The sequence below is a fragment of the Gallaecimonas zhanjiangensis genome (assembly GCF_057624825.1).
Map to the genome: position 1 here is coordinate 3,597,557 of NZ_CM172603.1, position 19,590 is coordinate 3,617,146.

Annotated in this window: 20 protein-coding genes; 9 read left to right on the plus strand and 11 right to left on the minus strand. The window is 54.4% G+C overall.

Features of this window, described 5'->3' with window-relative positions:
- Nucleotides 1-138: 138 nt before the first annotated feature.
- The 3 genes from AC22G1_RS16995 to AC22G1_RS17005 all read left to right on the plus strand — a co-directional run bounded on the left by AC22G1_RS16995 (nucleotide 139) and on the right by AC22G1_RS17005 (nucleotide 3,643).
- Entirely contained in the window at nucleotides 139-2,346 is a 2,208-nt protein-coding gene (locus AC22G1_RS16995) for an EAL domain-containing protein (protein ID WP_487314420.1), read from the plus strand.
- Nucleotides 2,347-2,454: 108 nt separating this feature from the next.
- Entirely contained in the window at nucleotides 2,455-2,649 is a 195-nt protein-coding gene (locus tag AC22G1_RS17000; protein ID WP_487314421.1) for a heavy-metal-associated domain-containing protein, read from the plus strand.
- A gap of 196 nt (nucleotides 2,650-2,845) precedes the next feature.
- Entirely contained in the window at nucleotides 2,846-3,643 is a 798-nt protein-coding gene (locus AC22G1_RS17005) for a response regulator (protein WP_487314422.1), read from the plus strand.
- 41 nt (nucleotides 3,644-3,684) lie between these two features.
- Here the strand turns inward: AC22G1_RS17005 and AC22G1_RS17010 are convergent, their stop codons facing one another.
- From AC22G1_RS17010 to AC22G1_RS17030, 5 genes are all read right to left on the minus strand, one after another.
- On the minus strand, nucleotides 3,685-4,575 hold the full coding sequence (locus AC22G1_RS17010) for a DMT family transporter (protein ID WP_487314423.1): 891 nt from the start codon (nucleotides 4,573-4,575) through the stop codon (nucleotides 3,685-3,687).
- A 143-nt stretch (nucleotides 4,576-4,718) separates the two neighbouring features.
- Complete coding sequence (locus AC22G1_RS17015; RefSeq protein WP_487314424.1) at nucleotides 4,719-5,684, minus strand: NPP1 family protein; 966 nt, start codon at nucleotides 5,682-5,684, stop codon at nucleotides 4,719-4,721.
- A gap of 157 nt (nucleotides 5,685-5,841) precedes the next feature.
- Nucleotides 5,842-6,831 carry a Gfo/Idh/MocA family protein gene (locus tag AC22G1_RS17020; RefSeq protein WP_487314425.1) on the minus strand — a complete coding sequence of 330 codons (990 nt, stop codon included), beginning with the start codon at nucleotides 6,829-6,831 and terminating at the stop codon, nucleotides 5,842-5,844.
- 17 nt (nucleotides 6,832-6,848) lie between these two features.
- A complete protein-coding gene (locus AC22G1_RS17025) occupies nucleotides 6,849-7,538 on the minus strand; it encodes a cupin domain-containing protein (protein WP_487314426.1) in 690 nt (229 codons plus the stop codon).
- 108 nt (nucleotides 7,539-7,646) lie between these two features.
- Nucleotides 7,647-8,546 (minus strand): LysR family transcriptional regulator, encoded by a 900-nt coding sequence (locus AC22G1_RS17030; RefSeq protein WP_487314427.1) that lies wholly within the window; start codon nucleotides 8,544-8,546, stop codon nucleotides 7,647-7,649.
- 222 nt (nucleotides 8,547-8,768) lie between these two features.
- On the opposite strand from AC22G1_RS17030, the gene mgrA reads away from it, so the two are divergent.
- Both mgrA and AC22G1_RS17040 read left to right on the plus strand, forming a co-directional pair.
- Nucleotides 8,769-9,761, plus strand: coding sequence for an L-glyceraldehyde 3-phosphate reductase (gene mgrA, locus AC22G1_RS17035; RefSeq protein ID WP_487314428.1), 993 nt, complete (start codon nucleotides 8,769-8,771; stop codon nucleotides 9,759-9,761).
- Nucleotides 9,762-9,814: 53 nt separating this feature from the next.
- Entirely contained in the window at nucleotides 9,815-10,189 is a 375-nt protein-coding gene (locus AC22G1_RS17040) for a c-type cytochrome (protein ID WP_487314429.1), read from the plus strand.
- Between the two features lie 51 nt (nucleotides 10,190-10,240).
- Here the strand turns inward: AC22G1_RS17040 and AC22G1_RS17045 are convergent, their stop codons facing one another.
- The 4 genes from AC22G1_RS17045 to AC22G1_RS17060 form a co-directional block, all read right to left on the minus strand.
- Entirely contained in the window at nucleotides 10,241-11,101 is an 861-nt protein-coding gene (locus tag AC22G1_RS17045; RefSeq protein WP_487314430.1) for an NAD-dependent epimerase/dehydratase family protein, read from the minus strand.
- Between the two features lie 287 nt (nucleotides 11,102-11,388).
- Entirely contained in the window at nucleotides 11,389-11,931 is a 543-nt protein-coding gene (locus AC22G1_RS17050) for a DUF922 domain-containing protein (protein ID WP_487314431.1), read from the minus strand.
- A gap of 70 nt (nucleotides 11,932-12,001) precedes the next feature.
- Nucleotides 12,002-12,823 (minus strand): S-formylglutathione hydrolase, encoded by an 822-nt coding sequence (gene fghA, locus AC22G1_RS17055; protein WP_050657942.1) that lies wholly within the window; start codon nucleotides 12,821-12,823, stop codon nucleotides 12,002-12,004.
- A 9-nt stretch (nucleotides 12,824-12,832) separates the two neighbouring features.
- Complete coding sequence (locus AC22G1_RS17060) at nucleotides 12,833-13,951, minus strand: S-(hydroxymethyl)glutathione dehydrogenase/class III alcohol dehydrogenase (protein ID WP_464949434.1); 1,119 nt, start codon at nucleotides 13,949-13,951, stop codon at nucleotides 12,833-12,835.
- Between the two features lie 86 nt (nucleotides 13,952-14,037).
- Here AC22G1_RS17060 and AC22G1_RS17065 point away from each other — a divergent pair, with 86 nt between their 5' ends.
- Entirely contained in the window at nucleotides 14,038-14,910 is an 873-nt protein-coding gene (locus AC22G1_RS17065; RefSeq protein ID WP_487314432.1) for a LysR family transcriptional regulator, read from the plus strand.
- Here the strand turns inward: AC22G1_RS17065 and AC22G1_RS17070 are convergent.
- Complete coding sequence (locus AC22G1_RS17070) at nucleotides 14,907-15,536, minus strand: hypothetical protein (protein ID WP_487314433.1); 630 nt, start codon at nucleotides 15,534-15,536, stop codon at nucleotides 14,907-14,909. The two genes, AC22G1_RS17065 and AC22G1_RS17070, sit on opposite strands and share 4 nt — an antisense overlap.
- Nucleotides 15,537-15,669: 133 nt before the next feature.
- Between AC22G1_RS17070 and AC22G1_RS17075 the strand changes: the two genes are divergently transcribed.
- The 3 genes from AC22G1_RS17075 to gshB are packed head-to-tail and all read left to right on the plus strand — an operon-like array spanning nucleotide 15,670 to nucleotide 18,041.
- Nucleotides 15,670-16,371, plus strand: a complete 702-nt coding sequence (locus tag AC22G1_RS17075) for an endonuclease (RefSeq protein ID WP_487314434.1) — start codon at nucleotides 15,670-15,672, stop codon at nucleotides 16,369-16,371.
- Nucleotides 16,371-17,099 (plus strand): 16S rRNA (uracil(1498)-N(3))-methyltransferase, encoded by a 729-nt coding sequence (gene rsmE, locus AC22G1_RS17080; protein ID WP_487314435.1) that lies wholly within the window; start codon nucleotides 16,371-16,373, stop codon nucleotides 17,097-17,099. Before AC22G1_RS17075 ends, rsmE begins: the two co-directional genes overlap by 1 nt.
- Before the next feature lie 27 nt (nucleotides 17,100-17,126).
- A complete protein-coding gene (gene gshB / locus AC22G1_RS17085) occupies nucleotides 17,127-18,041 on the plus strand; it encodes a glutathione synthase (RefSeq protein WP_487316745.1) in 915 nt (304 codons plus the stop codon).
- A gap of 37 nt (nucleotides 18,042-18,078) precedes the next feature.
- Here gshB and AC22G1_RS17090 read toward each other — a convergent pair whose 3' ends face one another.
- Complete coding sequence (locus AC22G1_RS17090; protein WP_487314436.1) at nucleotides 18,079-19,584, minus strand: FAD-dependent monooxygenase; 1,506 nt, start codon at nucleotides 19,582-19,584, stop codon at nucleotides 18,079-18,081.
- Between the last annotated feature and the right edge of the window lie 6 nt (nucleotides 19,585-19,590).

Below are 19,590 nucleotides of genomic sequence, written 5' to 3' on the forward strand. Positions count from 1 at the left end.
GTTTCTCTGCCGTTGCAGCCGCCGAGGCTACAGCGCGGGTTGTAGGGCGCCCGGTTCGTCAGCAAACATCTCAATTTAAACAATACCTTATCACCACCCGCCGCCAATGTGCGGGTCTTTGACGTGTGAGAGAAGTGGATGCTCAAACAGCTGCTGTACCTGAATGACGAGCAAGGCAATCTGCCTACCCCCCCTTGGCGTATCAGCGTGCTACGGATCCTCACCCTATCGGGGCTGCTATTGGTGTTAGGCGTTGCCGCGCACAGCAGCTACAAGGCATGGCAGCTGGGGGCCTATCACGTGCTTTATATCGTGCTGGGCTTTTATGTGGTGCTGCTGGGCGCCGCCCTTTTTGCCCGGCGCCGTTACCGGCTGGGGCGAATATTGCTGGCCCTTTGCGTTGTCGGCGCTGGCGCCACCATGCAGTTTTTCATCAAGGATTTTGACGAAGCCAAGCTTGGCGCTATTTTCCTTTACTCGCTGCCCATCGCCATGTTGATGCTGTGGGGCAAGAAGGCGGCGGTAGCGGCCATGGCCTTTAACCTGCTGCCCTTTGCCTACCTGGTGTATAACAAACCGCTGCTGCATTGGGACGCCGTCAATATCGACCTACCCAGTACCCCCATCTACATAAATCTGCTGCTGTTTATCTTCTTTAACCTCTGCCTGCCGCTGGCCTTGATGCGGATGCTGAGCGCCCTGCAATGGACCCACGGCCGCCAGCAAGATCTTAACCGCCAGCTGCAGTTGTCGATGCTGCTGTATCGCGACCTGTTTGATAACGACACCCACCCGGCGTTTATTATCAACCAGAGCCAAAAAGTGATGCGCCAGAACAAGGCTCTTGCCCGCTGGCTTAAAAAACATCGCTTGAGCATTAACGCGCTGCTGCCAGCGCTGTCGTTACCGCCCGATAACTGCAAGCAATTGCCCAGGCTGGTGTCGGTGCAAAACGGCCAGCAACGCATGGTGGAACTGACCAAGACCCGCATGGCCAACCCCCAGTACCACCTGCTGCTGCTTGAAGACCTTACCGAAGCCTCCCAGCTGAAAATGCAGTTGGCCGACGAACGGGTACAAAACCGGCGCCTGCGCTGGCACGACACCAGCACCGGCATGCTCAACGAACAAGGGGTTGAGCATTGGCTGGCCCGCAAACCCCGGGCGGCGGTTGCCATCATGCAGCTGTGCAACAGCCCCGGCATCCGCTTCCGATACGGCAAACCGGCCAAAGATCAGGTACTCAACAAGACCGCCGCCAAGGTTAAGGCGCTGCTCCCCAAAGGCGCCATCGCCGGGCGTATCGGCCGTGGCACCCTGGTGTTTTGCCATCCCGTTATCCAACGCGATGCGCTGCTGGCTATGGTGCAGGGCATTGAAATGCAGCTGGACAACAGTATTCGCCTGGACGATGGCACCCTGTGCGAAACCGAGCGCCACTGGAAGATTGCCTCCCACCCCGGGTTGCTACCGCCCGGCCACCACATCAGCAGCCTGGCGGTGCACCTTTACGGCCAACCTCTTACCGCTGGCGACGTGACCTTGTTGGATACCAGCGCCCTGCAACGCTTCGACTCCCAGCACCAGTTGGTGGAAGACCTGCGTACCGCCCTTGCCAGCCACGACCAGCTCTACCTGGATTATCAACCCCAGTGCGACACCGAGGGCAACATTGTGGCCGCCGAAGCGCTGCTGCGCTGGCGCCACCCCAAAGAAGGCAATATCAGCCCGGCGGTGTTTATTCCCCTGGCCGAGCAAAGCGGCAATATCGGCCGCCTGACCCGCTGGGTGGTCAGCCAAGCCTGCGCCCAACTAAAAAGCTGGCAGCAACAAGACATCAACCTGCGTCTGAGCGTGAACCTCTCGGTGCTGGATTTGATAGACGAGCGTTTCACCCACTGGCTTATCGAGCATTGCCGGGAGCAGCAAATCGATAACGCCATGCTGGAGCTGGAGATCACCGAAACCGCCCTGGCTGACCTTCGCCAGACCAGTAAATCGTTAAAAATTCTGAGCCAGGCCGGCTTTCCCCTGGCCATTGACGATTTTGGTACTGGCCATTCGTCTCTTACCCGCCTGACCAACCTCGATGCCGACATCATCAAGATTGACCGCGATTTTCTGCGCGCCGTACCGGGCCAGGACCGCAGCGAACGGATGCTCAAAGCCATTATCGAGCTGTGCCGCTCCACCGGCGCAGAGCCTTTGGTGGAAGGGGTAGAAACCCGCCAGCAACTGGACTGGCTGTTGGCCCAGGGCTGTAAATTCTTTCAGGGATTTTATCTCTACCGGCCCATGCCGCCCCGTACCCTGGCGCAGCTATTGAAGGCCACCAGCACTGCCTGACACATAAAATTCATTAGAAGCAGAACAATAAATTCCGTTTAACGGTTGAAATTTGCACGCAAAACCGCTGAAATAGATAGGGCACTAATAATATTTAGGAGCCTTGTTTTGTATACCTTCAAAGTTCGCAACATCTTGGGTGACCACTGCGTATCGCGCATTCAGCAAGCCATCATGACCGGTGACGCTGAAGCGCAGGTACGTATTGATCGCGACGAGAACCGCATTACCATCATCAGTAACCAAAGCCGTAACCAGCTGGCCCAAGCCTTGCGCGGTACCGGTTTTCCCGCTCTGCCCTGATGTGAGAGCTATGGTTAGCCTTCTATAGATTTGAAATCATTAGAAGCCTGATAATAGCTATTACCCACCGCCCTTCGGGGCGGTTTTTCGTACCCGACAACTTGGCAAATAAACTTTAAAAAACAAAGCGCTTGCCTTGCTGGCTAAAGTAACGACAATGCAGTTATAAGCTTGTAAACAACAAGGCGGAATTACGATGCATTCGCTGGTACCCAGTGACCTGTCCCTGCTGCTGGTCGAACCCTCAGACACCCAACGTAAAGTGATACTGCGCCACCTGGCCGGCGAAGGCATCGAGACCGTCGATGAGGCCAGCAACCTGGCCCAGGCCCTGGATAACATCCGCACCAACAAGCCGGATCTGGTGCTGAGCGCCCTGCACTTTAACGACGGTACCGCTCTGGAGCTGGTACGCACGATGCGCAGCGAAGCCGAGATCAAGGACACGCCTTTTGTGCTGGTGTCCAGCGAGCGCCGCCCCGACGAGCTGGAAGCGTTTAAGCAGTCCGGGGTGGCCGCCATCCTGCCCAAGCCTTTCACCCACGAGCAGCTGGGCCTGGCCATCAATGCCACCCTCGATTTGCTCTCGCCTCAAGAGCTGGAGCTGACTCACTTTGATACCCACTCGCTGAGGGTACTGGTGGTGGATGACAGCCGCATGGCCCGCCGCCATATCCAGCGGGTGCTGGAAAACCTCGGCATCAGCCACATCACCGAAGCGGTGGACGGCGAAGACGCCATTGCCCAGCTGCAAAACCAGATGTTCGATCTGGTGGTCACCGACTACAACATGCCCAATATCAATGGCCGCGAACTGACCGAGCATATTCGCCAGCATTCCGACCAGTCCCACCTGCCGGTACTGATGGTGACCAGCGAAGCCAGCGGCGCCCACTTGGCCAATATTGCGCAGTCAGGAGTCGACGCCATCTGCGACAAGCCTTTCGAGCCCGCCGAAGTACGAGCCATGCTCTACCGGTTGTTGGAGCAATAACATACAGGCATGAAAAAGCCCGCCGATTGGCGGGCTTTTTGTTAGCGGCTGACGATAAGCATGGTACCGATGACCGTCACCACGGCCCCCAGCCAGGCGCCTTTGGCTGGCGCCCTTTTTTGCACCACCCACAGCAGCGGCAGGATAACCACCGGGCTTACCGAGCTCAGCATGGCCACCAGCCCCACTTCACCGTAGCGAAGGGCGTACAGGATGAGGGTCATGCCCACTCCCATGGACAAAAAGCCGTTGATGGCCACCTTGCCCAGCACCGCCCAATTGATGGGCAGCCTGGCCTTGGCGATAGCGGCGCCACTCCAAAGCAGCAACAGGTGCAGGCCAAGGGCAGTGCTCATGCGTACCGCCGAGGCCGACACCGCGTCGATATCCCCGGCCATCACCGGTTTGACCATCAAGGTGGCGCTGGCTTGGCAAAGGGCCGAAAGCAGCCCAAGGGCCACCCCTACCGCCAGCTTGCCGTTGTCCTGCTCCCAATGGTGGCTCTCCCCTTCGCGGCGGCCAAACAGCACCGCGCCCATAACGCCGCTGGCCACCAACATGCATCCCACCAGCGTCAGGCCCTTGAGGGTTTCCCCCAGCACCAGATACCCCAGCAGCACCGAAAACAGCGAATGGCAGGCAAAAAGCACCACGGCCCGGCGCGGCCCCAGGCAATTCATGGCGGCAAAAAGGGCGGTGTCACCGATAAAAATCCCCACCAGCCCCGACAGTGCCATCACCTCGATGCTGCTGCTATCAAGGCTTTGCCAGCCGCCACTGACCAGCGACACCGACCACAGCATCAAGCTGACACAGGCCATACGCCAGCGCGAAAAGGCAAAGGCCCCCAAATGGCGAGCGGCGGACGCAGAAAAGAGGCTGGCAACAGCCCAGCAGCAAGCCGCCGCCAGGGCAAGGGATTCAAACAGCAAGGGGAATGTCCACTAAAAGGCAAAGGCGCCAGTGTAGCTGACAACAAAAACGGGCGCTGCATTAGAACAAGCAGCAGCGCCCGCCCTAGCCTGCACTACACCAGTGAGGCTGGTGCCTTGGATGGCAGGTTATATCTCAGCGATTACTCCTCAATGGAGCGATAGATATTGGGATAGTTAGCTTTAAACTCCTCACCTCGGGTAAACCAGACATCGTCCCAGGTGAATTGAATATTTGCCCAGAAGGGATCCCAGCGCGGCATCGCATCGTTTGCTTGGCTCATCAGTGTCCATTCGTCACGAGTCTTAAAAGAGGCAGACCCGAAATTGGCATTACGCAAGGTATCTCGAAACCACTTATTGTTTCGATAGCGGTCCCACTCGTCTGATGTCCACCAGTGCAGAGCTGAGTAATAGCTGATGATATCCGGCGCATAAAACTCCCCCCAGTTGCCTTTGAATTCAACATGCGCTTTGTCATTTGCATTGGCATGCCTGAACGCGTGAGTGCCTGCGCCATCTTTGTGGTAAACGATAAGCGGGTGGCCCCAATGCTTTTGCACTTCGCTGTAATGCTTCGTCGTATAGTGTCCGTGCGCACTGGTACTGACATGAGAGACAAACTCGTTGTACTGACCGTTGTCCTTCCATACCTGCCCGGTCCAGATGATCACCGTTTCCACGTCATGGCGATGCCCACCGAGAAATGATCCCCCTACCGCCTGGTCTTTTTCAAAGTAGAGTTCATAGAAGTGGGCACAGCGAAGATTCCAACCGCCATCGCCATAGTCTCGGTGGCACAACTGCCGGTGCAAGGTATTCGCGAATTGGCCAAAGTTACTGTCTGCGCATTTCCCTTGTGGTGTACCGGTAGCACTTAACCCAGGGTTTTGAGAGAGGTTGTTATAGCGGTCGAATGGCGTAGCCGGATAACAACCGTCTCCATCAAAATCAAACATCGGATGATATTTCTCAACCATGCTTCGATTGTATGCAGTGACAGAGCGGTCAAACCGAGCCAATTCATTGGCGCTTACTGGTACCAAAAAAACTACGCTAAAAAGCGAAAACAACAATACGTTATAAAAAGACAACAGTTTTTTACTCATAGATTTCCCTTCTTTTGATTAACAGCTGAAGAGAAATTATCTGACGAAAAAAGCACTTACCCTACTGATAAAAGAAACAGGTTTCCCGAAAAAATGAATTCTTCATATGATATTGCATCCATATCAATACGCAAACGAAGCTAAATTAGCCACTAATTTATAAAACATTTTCCCATTGGCCACTACTACCGGCTCGAAAAACAGCATTAATAAAAAGCTGGTTTTGATATGAGCTTTCCAAAGACAGCACTTCCGTATCCAAACCCATTACTGCATCAGCAAAGGCTTCAGCCTGTAACTTATACTGTCGGCCATCCTGAAATCGATAAATCTTAGACTCATTATGCGAACGGTTAGTCAATTCAACTTCCTCAGGCCCCCATCGATTAGCGTTAAAAGGCGATTTCACCTCGATATATCCGTCGGTGCCATGGAAAACCATTAATTGCCGTTCGGCAAGTTGTGTAGCAATATAAAAGCTTAAATCAAAGCTTCCAAAGTCTGCTTGAATACTTGAATAAGTATCGATACCAAATAAATCATCGTACTCAATACTTGCCCGCACACGTCGTGGCTCTAAACCTGTCGAGAACCGGGTCGCCATTATCGGATAGACACCGATATCAAAAAGGCCACCACCACCCAGACCAGGCTGATTCCTCATATCGTCTGCACTGCGATTAAAGTAAGAAAAAACACCTTGCACATGTTTTAATCTTCCAATTGCGCCCAAGGCGATGAGTTCACGAACTTTTTTCCATACAGGTGAATAAGTGATCATGAAACCCTCAGCTATAGTCACCTTTTTTTCATCACGGACCGCTATAAGTTTCGCTATGTCGTCTGCGCTAAGAGCAATGGGTTTCTCACAGAGTACATGTTTACCTGCATGCACCGCCTTCATGACCCATTTCATATGATGGGATGTTGGTAATGGAATATAAATGGCATTGATATAACAGCAATCGAGCATTTCTTCATAAGATGAGAAACGGAGTGGAATAGAAAAACGGTCCGCTACTGCTGATGCTTTAGATATATCCCGACTGGCAATGCCATTAACAATACAGTTTTTTGCATCCAGTATCGCTGGGATCACATGATCCTGAGCTATTTTTGCTGTTGAGATTACACCAAAACGCAGCATGCAATATTATCCTTAGCTTAGGGTGTCGGAGCAACCTTTGGATTAGAACTGAACCACCCTCTCCGGTCTTGCCAGTTTCCATACTCATCTACAATAGCGCCTTCTGCAGCGGCCTTAAGAAAATGCCAGCTTTCCAGCTTTTTAAGAGATAGAATTTCGCCTTGGTGCTGCACAACCACATTTTGGCTCTTTATTTTCCCAAAGCTTTTTGGAATATCGGGAAGTGATACTGAAGGTTTGCCAATGTTCGAGAAGTTATAAACCCAGCCCTGCATAACACGCCAAGACTCATGCTTCGCTGGCATCTTTGGTGCACTGAGGATTGGCATATGTTTATGCTCGGGAATCATCTGGTCAGGAAGCAGGAACATCGTCATGGCATAATAGCCGTACGTCGTGTTGTTAACCCAGGTAATACTGGCTAGGCCGACATGTTCATAATCACCCAGGCCAAAATCATTAACCCATAATTGCTTACGCAGCTCAGGCGTTAAAACTTGACCATAGTGCTTCATTAATTGTGCGATGGCATCTTTAGCCACTTCTTTTTGAAAGACGCCATTCACGTAAAAGTCCTTATTGGTGAAATGATGGACTTTATTTTCTACTTCAGAGGCTTGTACTGATGGAGAGAAAGACAAAAATTGCAAAGCTATGTAAATAGAAAAGATAAAAGCCTTGCTTGTCACTTTGATATGAAGGTTCACACATACCACCTTAGTAGATATATAGAATTTCACCCAATCTAACATTGGGTAAAACTCATAGTGAAATTCAATATAGTGATGGCATTAATCAGTTCTATAGATAAGTAGCTATATACCTTGCTCCAAAATATCCATGAATTCTTTAACAGGCCGCTCATGTATTTTATCACTGTTGGGGCCATCACTTAGCCATACTACGGCCAGCTCCCAGCATAGATTTTCTTCCTTTAACTCTTTGAATTCCAATTTATCTCCTCTCGATGAAGCTACATCTTCCGGTAACAATGCAATACCCATGTCTTTTTCAACAAGCCCTATCAAGGTCTCAAGATCACTCACTTCAAAAGTTATCTTTCTTTCGACATTGTGCATATCAAAGAACTTATCATTGATGTCACGCGTTCCCTGACCACGTTCAAAATCAATAAAGCTCAGCTTAGATAAAGCTGAAACAGAGACACTACCGTCATCAATTTTAAAAATTCCGGAATCCTTCGCATAAACAACCACAATTGAATCACAAGCAATAATCTTTGACGCCAAAAGGTCAGAAACTTCTTCAATTGGCATAATGGCCAGATCCACTTGCTGGTTCTGTACTTTTTCGTTTAGTTCAGAAGATGACCCCTGACAAAGCTTAACATCAAAATCAGGAAATTTATTGATAAAGTTCTTAAGAAGAATAGGCAAATCAATGAAAGGAGGAATACTCTGCACGGTCCCCACTGAAATAGACCCTGATTTAAGAGATACGATAGCCTCCACTTCCTGAGTCGCTTTGCTAACATAACTCATTATGTTCTTTGCATACTTTAAAAAAACACGCCCCGCCATTGTCAATCTGACTTTGCGGGTTGAGCGGATAAACAAGGAGGTTCCCAGCTCATCTTCTAACTGTTTAATCGAAGTTGATAGGGCAGATTGCACGATATGCATAGCTTGTGCAGCACGAGTAAAATTTTCGTACTCGGCTACAGCCAAAAAATGCCGGATCTGTCTAAGCTCCACGATTTATCTCCTGAATAGATTAAAGCCATCAATACAATGAATTTCTCATTAGATAATAGAATTGAGAACATCATAGAAAGGAGTCAGTAGTCATCATTACAACACTCGCCTAACTATTAACAGAGTTTATCTAATTTTCCACCCATCGCAAGTGTTGATAGCAGATAAAACAAGGTGAATTTAGTGAGTTACATTCCTTCAGAGTCTCGATATAAAGGCAACATGCAATACCGAAAAACCGGTAACAGCGGATTATTCTTACCAGCCATTTCACTAGGTCTGTGGCATAACTTTGGCGGCCATGACCGGCTCGAAAATTGTCGTTCTATTTTGCATCATGCATTTGATAATGGCATTACTCATTTCGACTTGGCAAACAACTATGGCCCGCCTCCTGGATCGGCAGAAGAAAACTTTGGCCGAATATTGAAATCTGACTTTGGTCGATATCGTGATGAAATGATTATCTCGACAAAAGCCGGATGGGAAATGTGGCCCGGCCCTTATGGTGGGATTGGTAGCAGCAAAAAATATCTGGTGGCCAGCCTTGATCAGTCTCTCAAAAGGATGGGAGTAGATTATGTCGATATTTTTTACTCTCACAGGGTTGATCCTAATACTCCGTTAGAAGAGACAATGAGAGCACTTGCCCAGCTGCACCACCAAGGTAAAGCCCTTTATATTGGGATTTCCAGCTACTCGCCAGAATTAACAAAACAAGCTGCAGCTCTACTTAAAGAGGAACGTGTTCCGTTATTTATACACCAGCCAAATTACTCGATGTTTAATCGCTGGATAGAGAATGGCTTGCTTGATACGTTGAACGAGTTAGGTACCGGCTGTATAGCCTTTTCTCCTTTAGCTCAAGGATTTCTGACATCAAAGTATTTATCTGGTATTTCAGAAGGCTCCCGCGTCGCTCGTGGCGGTCTGAATAAAGACTTGATAACAGATGAAGTGTTAAACCGTATAAAGCAATTGAACAATATCGCTGAGCGGCGTAACCAAACTTTGGCTCAAATGGCCATTGCTTGGGTACTCCGGGATAAAAGAGTGACCTCGGCACTGATTGGAGCAAGTTCAGTAGAGCAGCTGAGAAACTCTCTTGGAAGTTTAAATAACATGCACTTCACTCAAGAAGAACTCGATGAGATTGATCTGTATGCAGTAGATGCCAACGTCGACTTCTGGAAGTCATCCAGCACTATTCGTTAGTAATTGCTTGGCTACTCCAAATTTTCACCAACTTAACAGCACTTGAGGTATTCATGAAAATCGTTCCTTTGACTTATGCTGCAATACTGTTGGCATCATCATTCGCATCCTGGGCAAAGGACGATAGCCAACAATCCGTAACGGCTTTGGATGAAGCTGGTAGCCACCTTTACAAGAGCAACTGCGCTATATGCCACGGTTCAACGACTCGCTCTATGTATGCTCATGCCAGTGCCCGCTTTGAAACGGTGGGCGAGTTGTACGATTTTATGTCTCAGCGTATGCCTGCCAGCGCACCTGGCTCAATGGCCAGTGATGATTATGTAAAGATCCTCAACTATCTGCTTCATTCTAATGGCCAAACTACGGCAAGCCGTGTTGATAATTCGCAAACCGCGCACACCTCCAAAGAGAAGCTAGGCAGGTAGGGCTAACAACTTTAGAGAAACAAAAAAAGAGAGCCTAATGGCTCTCTTTTTTTACATATCCAAACTAAGCCTTTTATTAAAGTCAGCAATCACTTGCTCTTTTTTATATTTAGCTGGCTTTGGTTTGTATCCGAGCATTTTTCTTGCCTTTGAGATATCAATGAATTTGACATCAGCATCGACAATGCTGAAAGCCTCGTACCAAAACTCATTGGGATTACTTATAGCAAGATCGGTTGCTTGAATAACGTTATCAATACTGACATGAGCGCCAATATTAACTTGGTCAACCGGTCCATAACGTAAGGCAATCACTTGCACTTTCTTATTCAAGCCGTACCAAGCCAGCTCCTGCTCAGCCATCACTTTCGATATATGATATGACAGATCCACATCCCGGGTTTTAGTCAGGTCCTTGGCCTTAAGGTATTGGGAAACAAACTTCTGCCCCTCGGTAATGGGATAATCAAAAGGAATGCCACCTTCAATCCCGTAGATGGTTGTCGAACTTGCATAAACAACTCGTTTCACACCGTCTTCGGCTGCTGCTCTGACGACATTCAGAGTACCTTGAACATTCGTGCGAAAGTAATCTTCAAAACTCTTACCTGGCACCGGCCGAGGAATGGCAGCTTCATGAACAACAACATCCACTCCCTTCATTCTTTCCTTTAATTTGTCGTAGTCAAGAATGTCATCCCCATCAACCAAGTCATATCCAACGATGTCATATTTATCTTGAACCGCTTTGACAAAGCGGCTACCAATATATCCTTTGTATCCGGTAACCATGACTTTTAATTTATGCTTGGCCGGTAGCGGGCTGTCCTCTGCATGAGACACACTAGTTACACCGAGAGCCGACATCACAACCAGCAATGTCGCCCCAAACTTTTTCAAGTTGATATTCACAGTCTTTATCCTCATAGGTGGAGTTGGCCGCACCACTTATTGCAGTAGATTGTTACTGCATTTTTGGTAATGCAGTTGGACTTTCACAAACTCAATCCAGACAGTGAAATTCAAATTTTTAATGGCATTTATCGCTATCGTAGATAAATGCCAGTAGGCCAAATTAAGTTGCGATAAGTCACGACTCTATAAGGGGAAAATGACTTCGCTTACGGCCGTTACCTCCTCCGTATGGCGATAACCTTCCCATCAGCCATTAACGCCAATAGTTTTGTCGTAGATCTGGATCAGCCCGTTGCTTGTTGCTGCTCGGAGATCTGCCACAGCCGGTCTTGCTCGTCGAGGTTGTTGTCCTGCTGCTCGCGCTTTTGTTCAAGCTCGGTCTTGATACGCAGGTAACTGGCCTTGATGGCACCGCAATCTGGGCCGGGTGGCAGGGCCATGGCGCGGCTACGCAGTGCTTTTATCATGTCGATGACATGTTGGCGGTGGCGGTATTCGTGGCGGTGGATGTGCTCGTAGAACGCCTCCCAGCGGGGTTTGAGCTCTCGGGGGGGGTCGAGCCAGCGGGGCAGGCTGATGGTGACCTTGAGCGTCACCTCCATGGCGCTTATCCAGCAGCGGCGCTGGTCGCTGGCAAAGGCCACTTTGTATGAGGCGTTCCAGGCGGTTTGGGCCCAGGCCTTGTTGCCCTTGCCGGGACGGTGGCGCACTACCTCAAGCAAGGCGTCCCAGCTGTCGGCCTTGATGGGGTAATAGGCAACCTGCTCATGGTAGTGAACATCGGGGTCTTGGAAGGGCGAGGCAGCCAGCAGCAATAACGACAGCATCACAGGGCCTTTGTTGAGAGCACGCCTTCACCTTAGCAGCAAAGAAAAAGGCCGCAAACGCGGCCTTGAATCATTTGAGCTGGGCGGCATGGAAGCGAAGGTGCGCCTCCATGAAGCTGGCCACAAAAAAGTAGGAGTGGTCGTAACCGCTCTGGCGATGCACGGTCAGCTCGGAGCCGCTTTGCGCGGCGGCGGCTTCCAGGGCTTCTACCCGCAGCTGCTCCTCAAGGAAGTTATCCTTGAGGCCCACATCTACCCGCACCGGCCAGGGCGCCTTGGCGTCAGCCAGCAGCAGCGAGGCGTCGTAAGACTCCCAGTCTGCCGGGTTATCGCCCAGGTACGCGCCAAAGGCTTTTTTGCCCCAGGGGCAATTGACCGGGTTGCTGATGGGCGAAAACGCCGACACCGAGCCGTAAAAATCGCGGTTACGCAGCGCCAGTACCAGGGCGCCGTGGCCGCCCATGGAGTGGCCGCTGATGCCGCGCCGGCTGCCAAGGCCCAGGGCCTCGATAAGGGGCGGCAGTTCCTTGACGATGTAATCGTCCATCCGGTAGTGGCTGGCCCAAGGCGCCTGGGTGGCGTTGACATAAAAGCCAGCGCCTTTACCCAGGTCATAGCCTTCATCGTCGGCCACCGCTTCGCCACGAGGGCTGGTGTCCGGCGCCACGATCGCCAGGCCCAACTCGGCGGCCAAGCGCTGGGCGCCGGCCTTTTGCACGAAGTTCTCGTCGGTGCAGGTAAGCCCCGACAGCCAATAGAGCACCGGGGTGTGACTGCCAAAATCCGGCGGCAAAAATACCGACACCGTCATCTCGCAGCCCAGTACCGCTGAGCCATGTTTATAGCGGCGCTGCTCGCCGCCAAAACACAGATGGCTTTCAATCAGTTCCATAACGGCTCCTTAGAACAGGATCACGGAGCGGATGCTCTTACCCTCGTGCATCAGGTCGAAGGCCTTGTTGATGTCTTCCAAGCCCATGGTGTGGGTCACGAAGTCATCCATGGGGATCTCGCCCTTGAGGTAACGCTCCACCAGGCCCGGCAGTTGGCTGCGCCCTTTTACGCCACCAAAGGCGCTACCGCGCCAGACGCGGCCGGTCACCAGCTGGAAGGGGCGGGTGCGAATTTCCTGGCCAGCGCCAGCCACACCGATGATCACCGACTCGCCCCAGCCCTTGTGGCAGCACTCGAGGGCGGCGCGCATTACGTCAACATTACCAATACATTCAAAGGAATAGTCGACACCGCCGTCGGTCAGATCGACGATCACCTGCTGGATAGGGTCGCTGTAGTCTTTGGGGTTGATGCAGTCGGTAGCGCCCAGTTTCTTGGCCATCTCGAACTTGTCGGGGTTCAAATCGATACCGATGATGCGGCCAGCACCAGCCATCTTGGCACCGATAATGGCGCTAAGGCCGATACCGCCCAGGCCGAAAATGGCCACGGTGGCACCCGGCTCTACCTTGGCGGTGTTGAGTACGGCGCCGATACCGGTGGTCACGCCACAGCCCAGCAGGCACACCTTGTCCAGCGGCGCTTCTTTGCTGATAACGGCCACGGAAATTTCCGGCAGCACGGTGTATTCGCTAAAGGTGCTGGTGCCCATGTAATGGAAGATGGGCTTGCCGTCCAGGCTGAAACGGCTGGTGCCGTCGGGCATCAGGCCCTGGCCCTGGGTGGCGCGCACCGCCTGGCACAGGTTGGTTTTGCCAGACAGGCAGAACTTACACTTGCCGCATTCGGCGGTGTACAGCGGAATAACGTGGTCGCCCACTTTGACCGAAGTCACGCCGGGGCCGACCGCTTCAACAATACCGGCGCCTTCATGGCCGAGGATGGACGGGAAGATACCTTCCGGGTCGGCGCCGCTCAGGGTAAAGGCGTCGGTGTGGCAAACACCGGTGGCCACCAGCCGTACCAGCACTTCGCCTTCTTTGGGCGGCGCCACATTTACGGTTACCAGTTCCAGGGGCTTTCCGGCGGCAACCGCCAGCGCAGCACGGGATTTGATCATGGACAACTCCTTATTGGTTTGTGGCCATTGTATTGTGGTCTGATGCTGAGATAATCACCTCAAATACAAAACAGATTTTCAGCACGGTAAAGATGAGCCGATTCGATGGCCTTGAAGCCCTGGTGGCGGTGGTGGAGCAGCAAAGCCTCTCTGGGGCAGCGCGGATGCTGGGGGTGTCGGTGGCCCATGTCAGCCGGCAGTTAAAGGCGCTGGAAAAGCGCCTGGGCAGCCAGCTTATCAAACGCACCACCCGCCAGTTGATGGTAACGGACTCGGGGGAGCTTTATTACCAGCATGCCCGGGCGCTGCTGGACGGCCTGGAGCAAGCCGAAGACGCCGTATCCACCCTGGAGGGCCACTTGCAGGGGCGGCTTCGCATCACCGCCTCCACCGCCTTTGGCGAGCGCTATGTGGCGCCGGCGGTGATGAGCTTTCTCGGCCAATACCCGGAGCTGAAAATCGACCTTATCCTCAGCAACGCCAACCTGGACTTGGTAGCCGATGGCATCGATTTGGCCATTCGCCTGGGCAAACTGGAAGACTCCAGCCACATTGCCCGCAAGTTGGCCCCGCGCCGGCTCTATATCTGCGCCAGCCCCGCTTATCTTGCCGCCCACGGCACGCCCCAGAGCCTTGATGAATTGCACCAGCACAGCTGCCTGTTGGGCACCCTGGGTTACTGGCAAGGCCGCACCGGGCCCATTCAGCCCGACGCGCGACTGCGCATCAACTCGGGGCAAGTGCTGTTGGAAGCGGCGCTGGACGGCCTGGGGCTGGTGCAACTACCGGATTACTACGTGCTTGAGCACTTCAAAAACGGCACCTTGGTGGAGCTATTACCGCAACTGAAACCGAGAGAAAGCGCGGTGTGGGCCCTGTACCCGGCACGCCTGGCCCAAACCCCGAGGGTGGCGCGCTTTATCGCTCACCTTGAAGCACACCTGCAGGCGGTGCTGCCCGGTTAATCGGCCCCTTCTTCGGCACCCTCTTCGGCCTCGGCAAGCTGGTGAAACCGTAAATAAGCGTGTAGCAGCACCGTCATGCATACAGCCAGCAGCGCCAGGTCGAGATGAAAGAGGCCCTCATAATGCTCACGGGACACCGCCGGCAACAGCGGTAAAAAGGCCATCAGCGCCAGGGCCGCCACCGACAGGTAAAAGCTGCCGATGGCCGGGTAGCTCAACATGCGCCGGCCAATCAGCGCCATCATCAGCACCGTCATCGACTCGGTCAGCAGCGGCAGCGCCAGCCACAGATTGGCGACGCAGCACAGCATCAGCGCCAAGATAAGAAAGCGCAGCAGGCTGTGGCAATTAAACTGCCAGGCCACCAAACCCACCAGCAGCGGCATCGCCAAATTCTCCCCCAGCTCCATCAACACCTGGTGTTTGAACCCCAGTTCCAGCCAGCCGGCAAAACCCAGCAAGGCGGTGCAGGCGCTCAGGGCCAGCGCCGCCAGCAAAGCCAGATACAAGGGTTTTATCAAGCGCTGCAAAGGCGCACCGCGCAAGGTGATAACGCAGCTCACCAAGGCGGCAATCAGCAGCAGTTCTGAGAGTAAGGCATAGAGTTTCATGAAGATTTTCAGCACTCAAGCGGCGCCTATGGCCCTAGCTAAGGTGTAGCAATGCTGGCTGGGCGGCGCAAAAAGCTTGAGTCGACTCTGGCTGTTACCGGACAATGCCCGGCAACCATAACGATGACAAAAACAGGCCCAAGACGTAATGCGCCTTTTGATGCTGTTTGTGCTGCTGGCCCTTGCCAGCGGCCAGAACCTGGCTGTAGAAAGTTTCAGCAAGGCCAAACGACTGGCAACCGAGCTGTACCAGTCCCACCCCGAAACCTTCTATTGCGGTTGCGACATCGACTGGCACGGAAAAAAAGGCGTGCCGGCCCTGGGTAGCTGCGGCTATCAGGTTCGCAAGCAACCCAAACGCGCCAACCGCATCGAGTGGGAACACATCATGCCGGCCTGGGAATTTGGCCATCAGCTGCAATGCTGGCAAAAAGGTGGCCGCAAAGCCTGTAAAAAAGACAAGCGCTTTGAGCGCATGGAAGGGGACCTTCACAACCTGGCACCGGCCATAGGCGAGGTGAACGGCGACCGTTCCAACTTCCGCTACGCGGCCCTTACCGGTAAACCCAACCAGTACGGCGCCTGCACCATGCTGGTGGACTTCAAGGGCGGCCGCGCCATGCCCCCAGAGCGGGCCCGAGGCAGCATCGCCCGCACCTACTTTTACATGGAAAAAGCCTACGGCATTCGCATCTCCCGCCAGCAGCGGCAACTGTTCACGGCCTGGAACAACCTCTACCCTGTGAACAGCTGGGAGTGCCAGCGCAACCAGAAGATCAAAGCGGTGCAGGGTAACGACAACCCCTTTGTTACCCAGGCCTGCCTCAAACTCGCCCGCAAGGAGCAATAATGCGAAACCCGCGCATTTATGAACCCCAGCCCCTGAGCCAGGGCCAGACCCTGGCCTTGAGCGAAGACGGCGCCAACCATGTGGGCCGGGTGCTGCGCATGCAGCCGGGCCAGGAGCTGCGCCTTTTTAACGGTGACGGCAACGACTACCACGCCGCCATTACCGAAGCCGGTAAAAAGCAGGTGCAGGTCACCATCACCGGCGCCGAGGCGCTGGCCAACGAATCGCCACTGCGCATCCATCTGGGCCAGGTGATCTCCCGGGGCGATCGCATGGAGTTTGTTATTCAAAAGGCGGTAGAGCTGGGAGTGAGCGAAATTACCCCGCTCTTTTCCGAGCGCTGCGGCGTTAAGCTCCAGGGCGAGCGGCTGGACAAAAAGGTCGGCCAATGGCAAAAGGTAGCCATCAGCGCCTGTGAGCAATGCGGCCGCGCCACGGTGCCGGTGATAAACGAGGTGGCCATGCTGAGCGACTGGGTGGCAGAGCCCTTTGACGGCCACAGCCTGACCTTGAGCCCCTACGCCAAAGGCGGCATTGCCAGCCTTGCCAAGGCCGGCGGCGCCCGGCTACTCATCGGCCCCGAAGGCGGCTTTACCGACGACGAAGTGGCCATAGCAAGCCAGGCCGGTTTTACCGACGTACTTTTAGGCCCCCGGGTTTTGCGCACCGAAACCGCTGCCCTGGCCGCCATCAGCGCCCTGCAACTGACCCTGGGCGATCTGGGATAAGGAGTAAAGATGAAGATCGGCATAGTGATGGACCCCATCGAGGCCATCAACACCAAAAAAGACACCACCTTTGCCATGGCGCTCGAAGCCCAGCGCCGCGGCCACAGCCTCTATTACATGCAGATGCAGGATTTAATGCTCGAAGACGGCGAGCCCCTGGCACGGATGACCGAATTTACCGTCAAGGACGATCCCAAGGATTACTACCGCCTGGACGAGCCCCAAACAGCCCCCCTCAAGGAGCTGGACATCATCCTGATGCGTAAAGATCCGCCCTTTGACACCGAATACATCTACGCCACCTACATTCTGGAGCGGGCCGAAGAGCAAGGGGTCAAGGTGGTCAACAAGCCACAGAGCCTGCGCGACTGCAACGAAAAGCTCTTTACCGCCTGGTTCCCCCAGTTTACCCCCACCACCCTGGTGACCCGTTCGGCCGGCAGGCTCAAGGCCTTCCACGCCGAACATGGCGACGTAATTTTTAAACCCCTGGATGGCATGGGCGGCGCCTCGATTTTCCGCTTAAAGCCCGACGAAGCGAACCTTGGGGTGATCATCGAAACCCTCACCGAGCACGGCAGCCGTTACTGCATGGCGCAAAAATACCTGCCCGCCATCAAAGACGGCGACAAACGGGTGCTGGTGGTGGCCGGCAAGCCGGTAGAGCACATGCTGGCCCGCATTCCCCAAGGCGGTGAAACACGTGGCAACCTGGCCGCCGGTGGCCGCGGCGAAGTGCGCCCCATCTCTGATGCCGAGCGCCATATCGCCGAGACCCTGGGGCCGGAGCTGATGAAACGCGGCCTTTATTTTGTGGGCCTTGATGTGATTGGCGACAAGCTCACCGAAATTAACGTCACCTCCCCCACCTGCGTGCGGGAAATTGAGGCCGCCACCGGCATCAATATCTGCGCCCGGCTGTTCGAGGCCCTGGGGGCCTGAGGCCGACCGTAAAAAAGGGCGCCGTTGGCGCCCTTTTTTATTGCCCGAACCAGCGGGCGATGGCGGCCTCGGCCGCCGCCACATCGGGCGGGCTGCCAGCTGGGCTGACCCAGGCAACGATGCCGTCGGGCCTTATCAGCATGGCGCCAAGGCCCAGATTGTCCTTGGCATCCAGGGCCAGGTACTCAAGCCCAGCCCTGCCCCGGCACAAGCTGGCCAAGTCCCTATCGTCCCCCAAGGCCACCAGCAGGCCCTGGCCATTGGCCATCTTGGGGCCAAGGCGGCTGCCATCTGTCAGCTCCAGATCCGGGGCGCTGGCCCCCACCAGCGGGTGGCTGTCGCCAAGGTCATAACGCAGGGTCAGGCCCCACAGCTTACCCAGGAAATGGTTGGCGCCATCATCGGTTTGGATAAGGTCGCGAAGCAGCTGGGCCAGTGCCTCACCCTGGGGCCCCGGCGCCATGCAGGCCACTTGGGCGCGGGTCCAGTCCAGCACCCAACTGGCCACCGGGTGGCGCTCAGCCTGGTAGCTGTCAAGGAGCTCCGCCGGCGCCCTGCCCTTGATAGTGGCGGCCAGCTTCCAGCCGAGGTTCAGGGCGTCACCGATACCGGCGTTAAGGCCCTGGGCACCAAGGGGCGAGTGAATATGGGCGCTGTCGCCGGCCAGCAGCACCCGGCCTTGGCGATACTGGGTAACCTGCTTGCACCTGTCGGTAAAGGTGGCCGCCATCTGGATGCTGTTTACGGTGACATCAGTGCCGCTGACCCGGCGCAGCACCGCTTGAAAATGCGCCACCGTCACCTCCTGGCTGCGGTCAAAGCGGCCGCCATCGTATTCCATCACCCCAAAATGGCCGGGGCTGGCCTGCACGTACATGCCATTGGCGGTGTACTGAAAACCCAGGGTGAGCTTCTCCGGGTCGGCCAACTCACAGTGCACGCTATAGCCGGTGCAGTTAGCCTCGGTGCCGACAAATTCAAACCCGGCCAGCTTTCGCACCTGGCTGCGGCCACCGTCGCAGCCCACCAGCCAGCGGCCTTGGTAATGCTGGCCACCGGCCTGCACCGCCACCTGGTCCGTGCCCTGCTCCAGGGCCGTCACCTCGGCGCCATACACCACAGTCACGCCGCGCTTGGCCACCAGATGGTTAAGGGCAGTGCAAATACGCTCCATGTCGGTTCTGGCGGGATAAAGCGCCGGCCCGGCCAGGCGGTAAGGAAAGCGCGCCAGCTCCAGCTGGCTGGCATTGACCATGATGCCGGCAAAGTGGCCGCCAAACTGAAAGGGAATGGCCTTATCCGGGCGCTGGGGGCGCTGGTCGGCGTCGTCCACTAGGGCGTCCAATAGCCCGCGGCGGTAGAAGGCCTCCACCGAGTTGCTGTTCACTCCGCGCATGCCAAGAGGCTTGCGCTTCCAGGGCATCTGGGCACTGGGGTCTTTTTCCAATACCAGCACCGACAGGTTGGCCAGGGCCAATTCGTGGGCCAGGAAAAGCCCCACCGGGCCAGCCCCGGCGATGATGACGTCATACAGCTTGTTCATGAAAAT

Excerpts from the sequence above, each read along its gene's own strand:
- rsmE (WP_487314435.1), top strand. The coding sequence starts at position 16,371 with ATGCGAAACCCGCGCATTTATGAACCCCAGCCCCTGAGCCAGGGCCAG.
- gshB (WP_487316745.1), top strand. The coding sequence starts at position 17,127 with ATGGACCCCATCGAGGCCATCAACACCAAAAAAGACACCACCTTTGCC.
- AC22G1_RS17090 (WP_487314436.1), bottom strand. The coding sequence starts at position 19,584 with ATGAACAAGCTGTATGACGTCATCATCGCCGGGGCTGGCCCGGTGGGG.
- mgrA (WP_487314428.1), top strand. The coding sequence starts at position 8,769 with ATGCAATACCGAAAAACCGGTAACAGCGGATTATTCTTACCAGCCATT.
- AC22G1_RS17065 (WP_487314432.1), top strand. The coding sequence starts at position 14,038 with ATGAGCCGATTCGATGGCCTTGAAGCCCTGGTGGCGGTGGTGGAGCAG.
- AC22G1_RS17005 (WP_487314422.1), top strand. The coding sequence starts at position 2,846 with ATGCATTCGCTGGTACCCAGTGACCTGTCCCTGCTGCTGGTCGAACCC.
- AC22G1_RS17075 (WP_487314434.1), top strand. The coding sequence starts at position 15,670 with ATGCGCCTTTTGATGCTGTTTGTGCTGCTGGCCCTTGCCAGCGGCCAG.
- AC22G1_RS17040 (WP_487314429.1), top strand. The coding sequence starts at position 9,815 with ATGAAAATCGTTCCTTTGACTTATGCTGCAATACTGTTGGCATCATCA.
- AC22G1_RS16995 (WP_487314420.1), top strand. The coding sequence starts at position 139 with ATGCTCAAACAGCTGCTGTACCTGAATGACGAGCAAGGCAATCTGCCT.
- AC22G1_RS17020 (WP_487314425.1), bottom strand. The coding sequence starts at position 6,831 with ATGCTGCGTTTTGGTGTAATCTCAACAGCAAAAATAGCTCAGGATCAT.
- AC22G1_RS17050 (WP_487314431.1), bottom strand. The coding sequence starts at position 11,931 with ATGCTGTCGTTATTGCTGCTGGCTGCCTCGCCCTTCCAAGACCCCGAT.
- fghA (WP_050657942.1), bottom strand. The coding sequence starts at position 12,823 with ATGGAACTGATTGAAAGCCATCTGTGTTTTGGCGGCGAGCAGCGCCGC.
- AC22G1_RS17015 (WP_487314424.1), bottom strand. The coding sequence starts at position 5,684 with ATGAGTAAAAAACTGTTGTCTTTTTATAACGTATTGTTGTTTTCGCTT.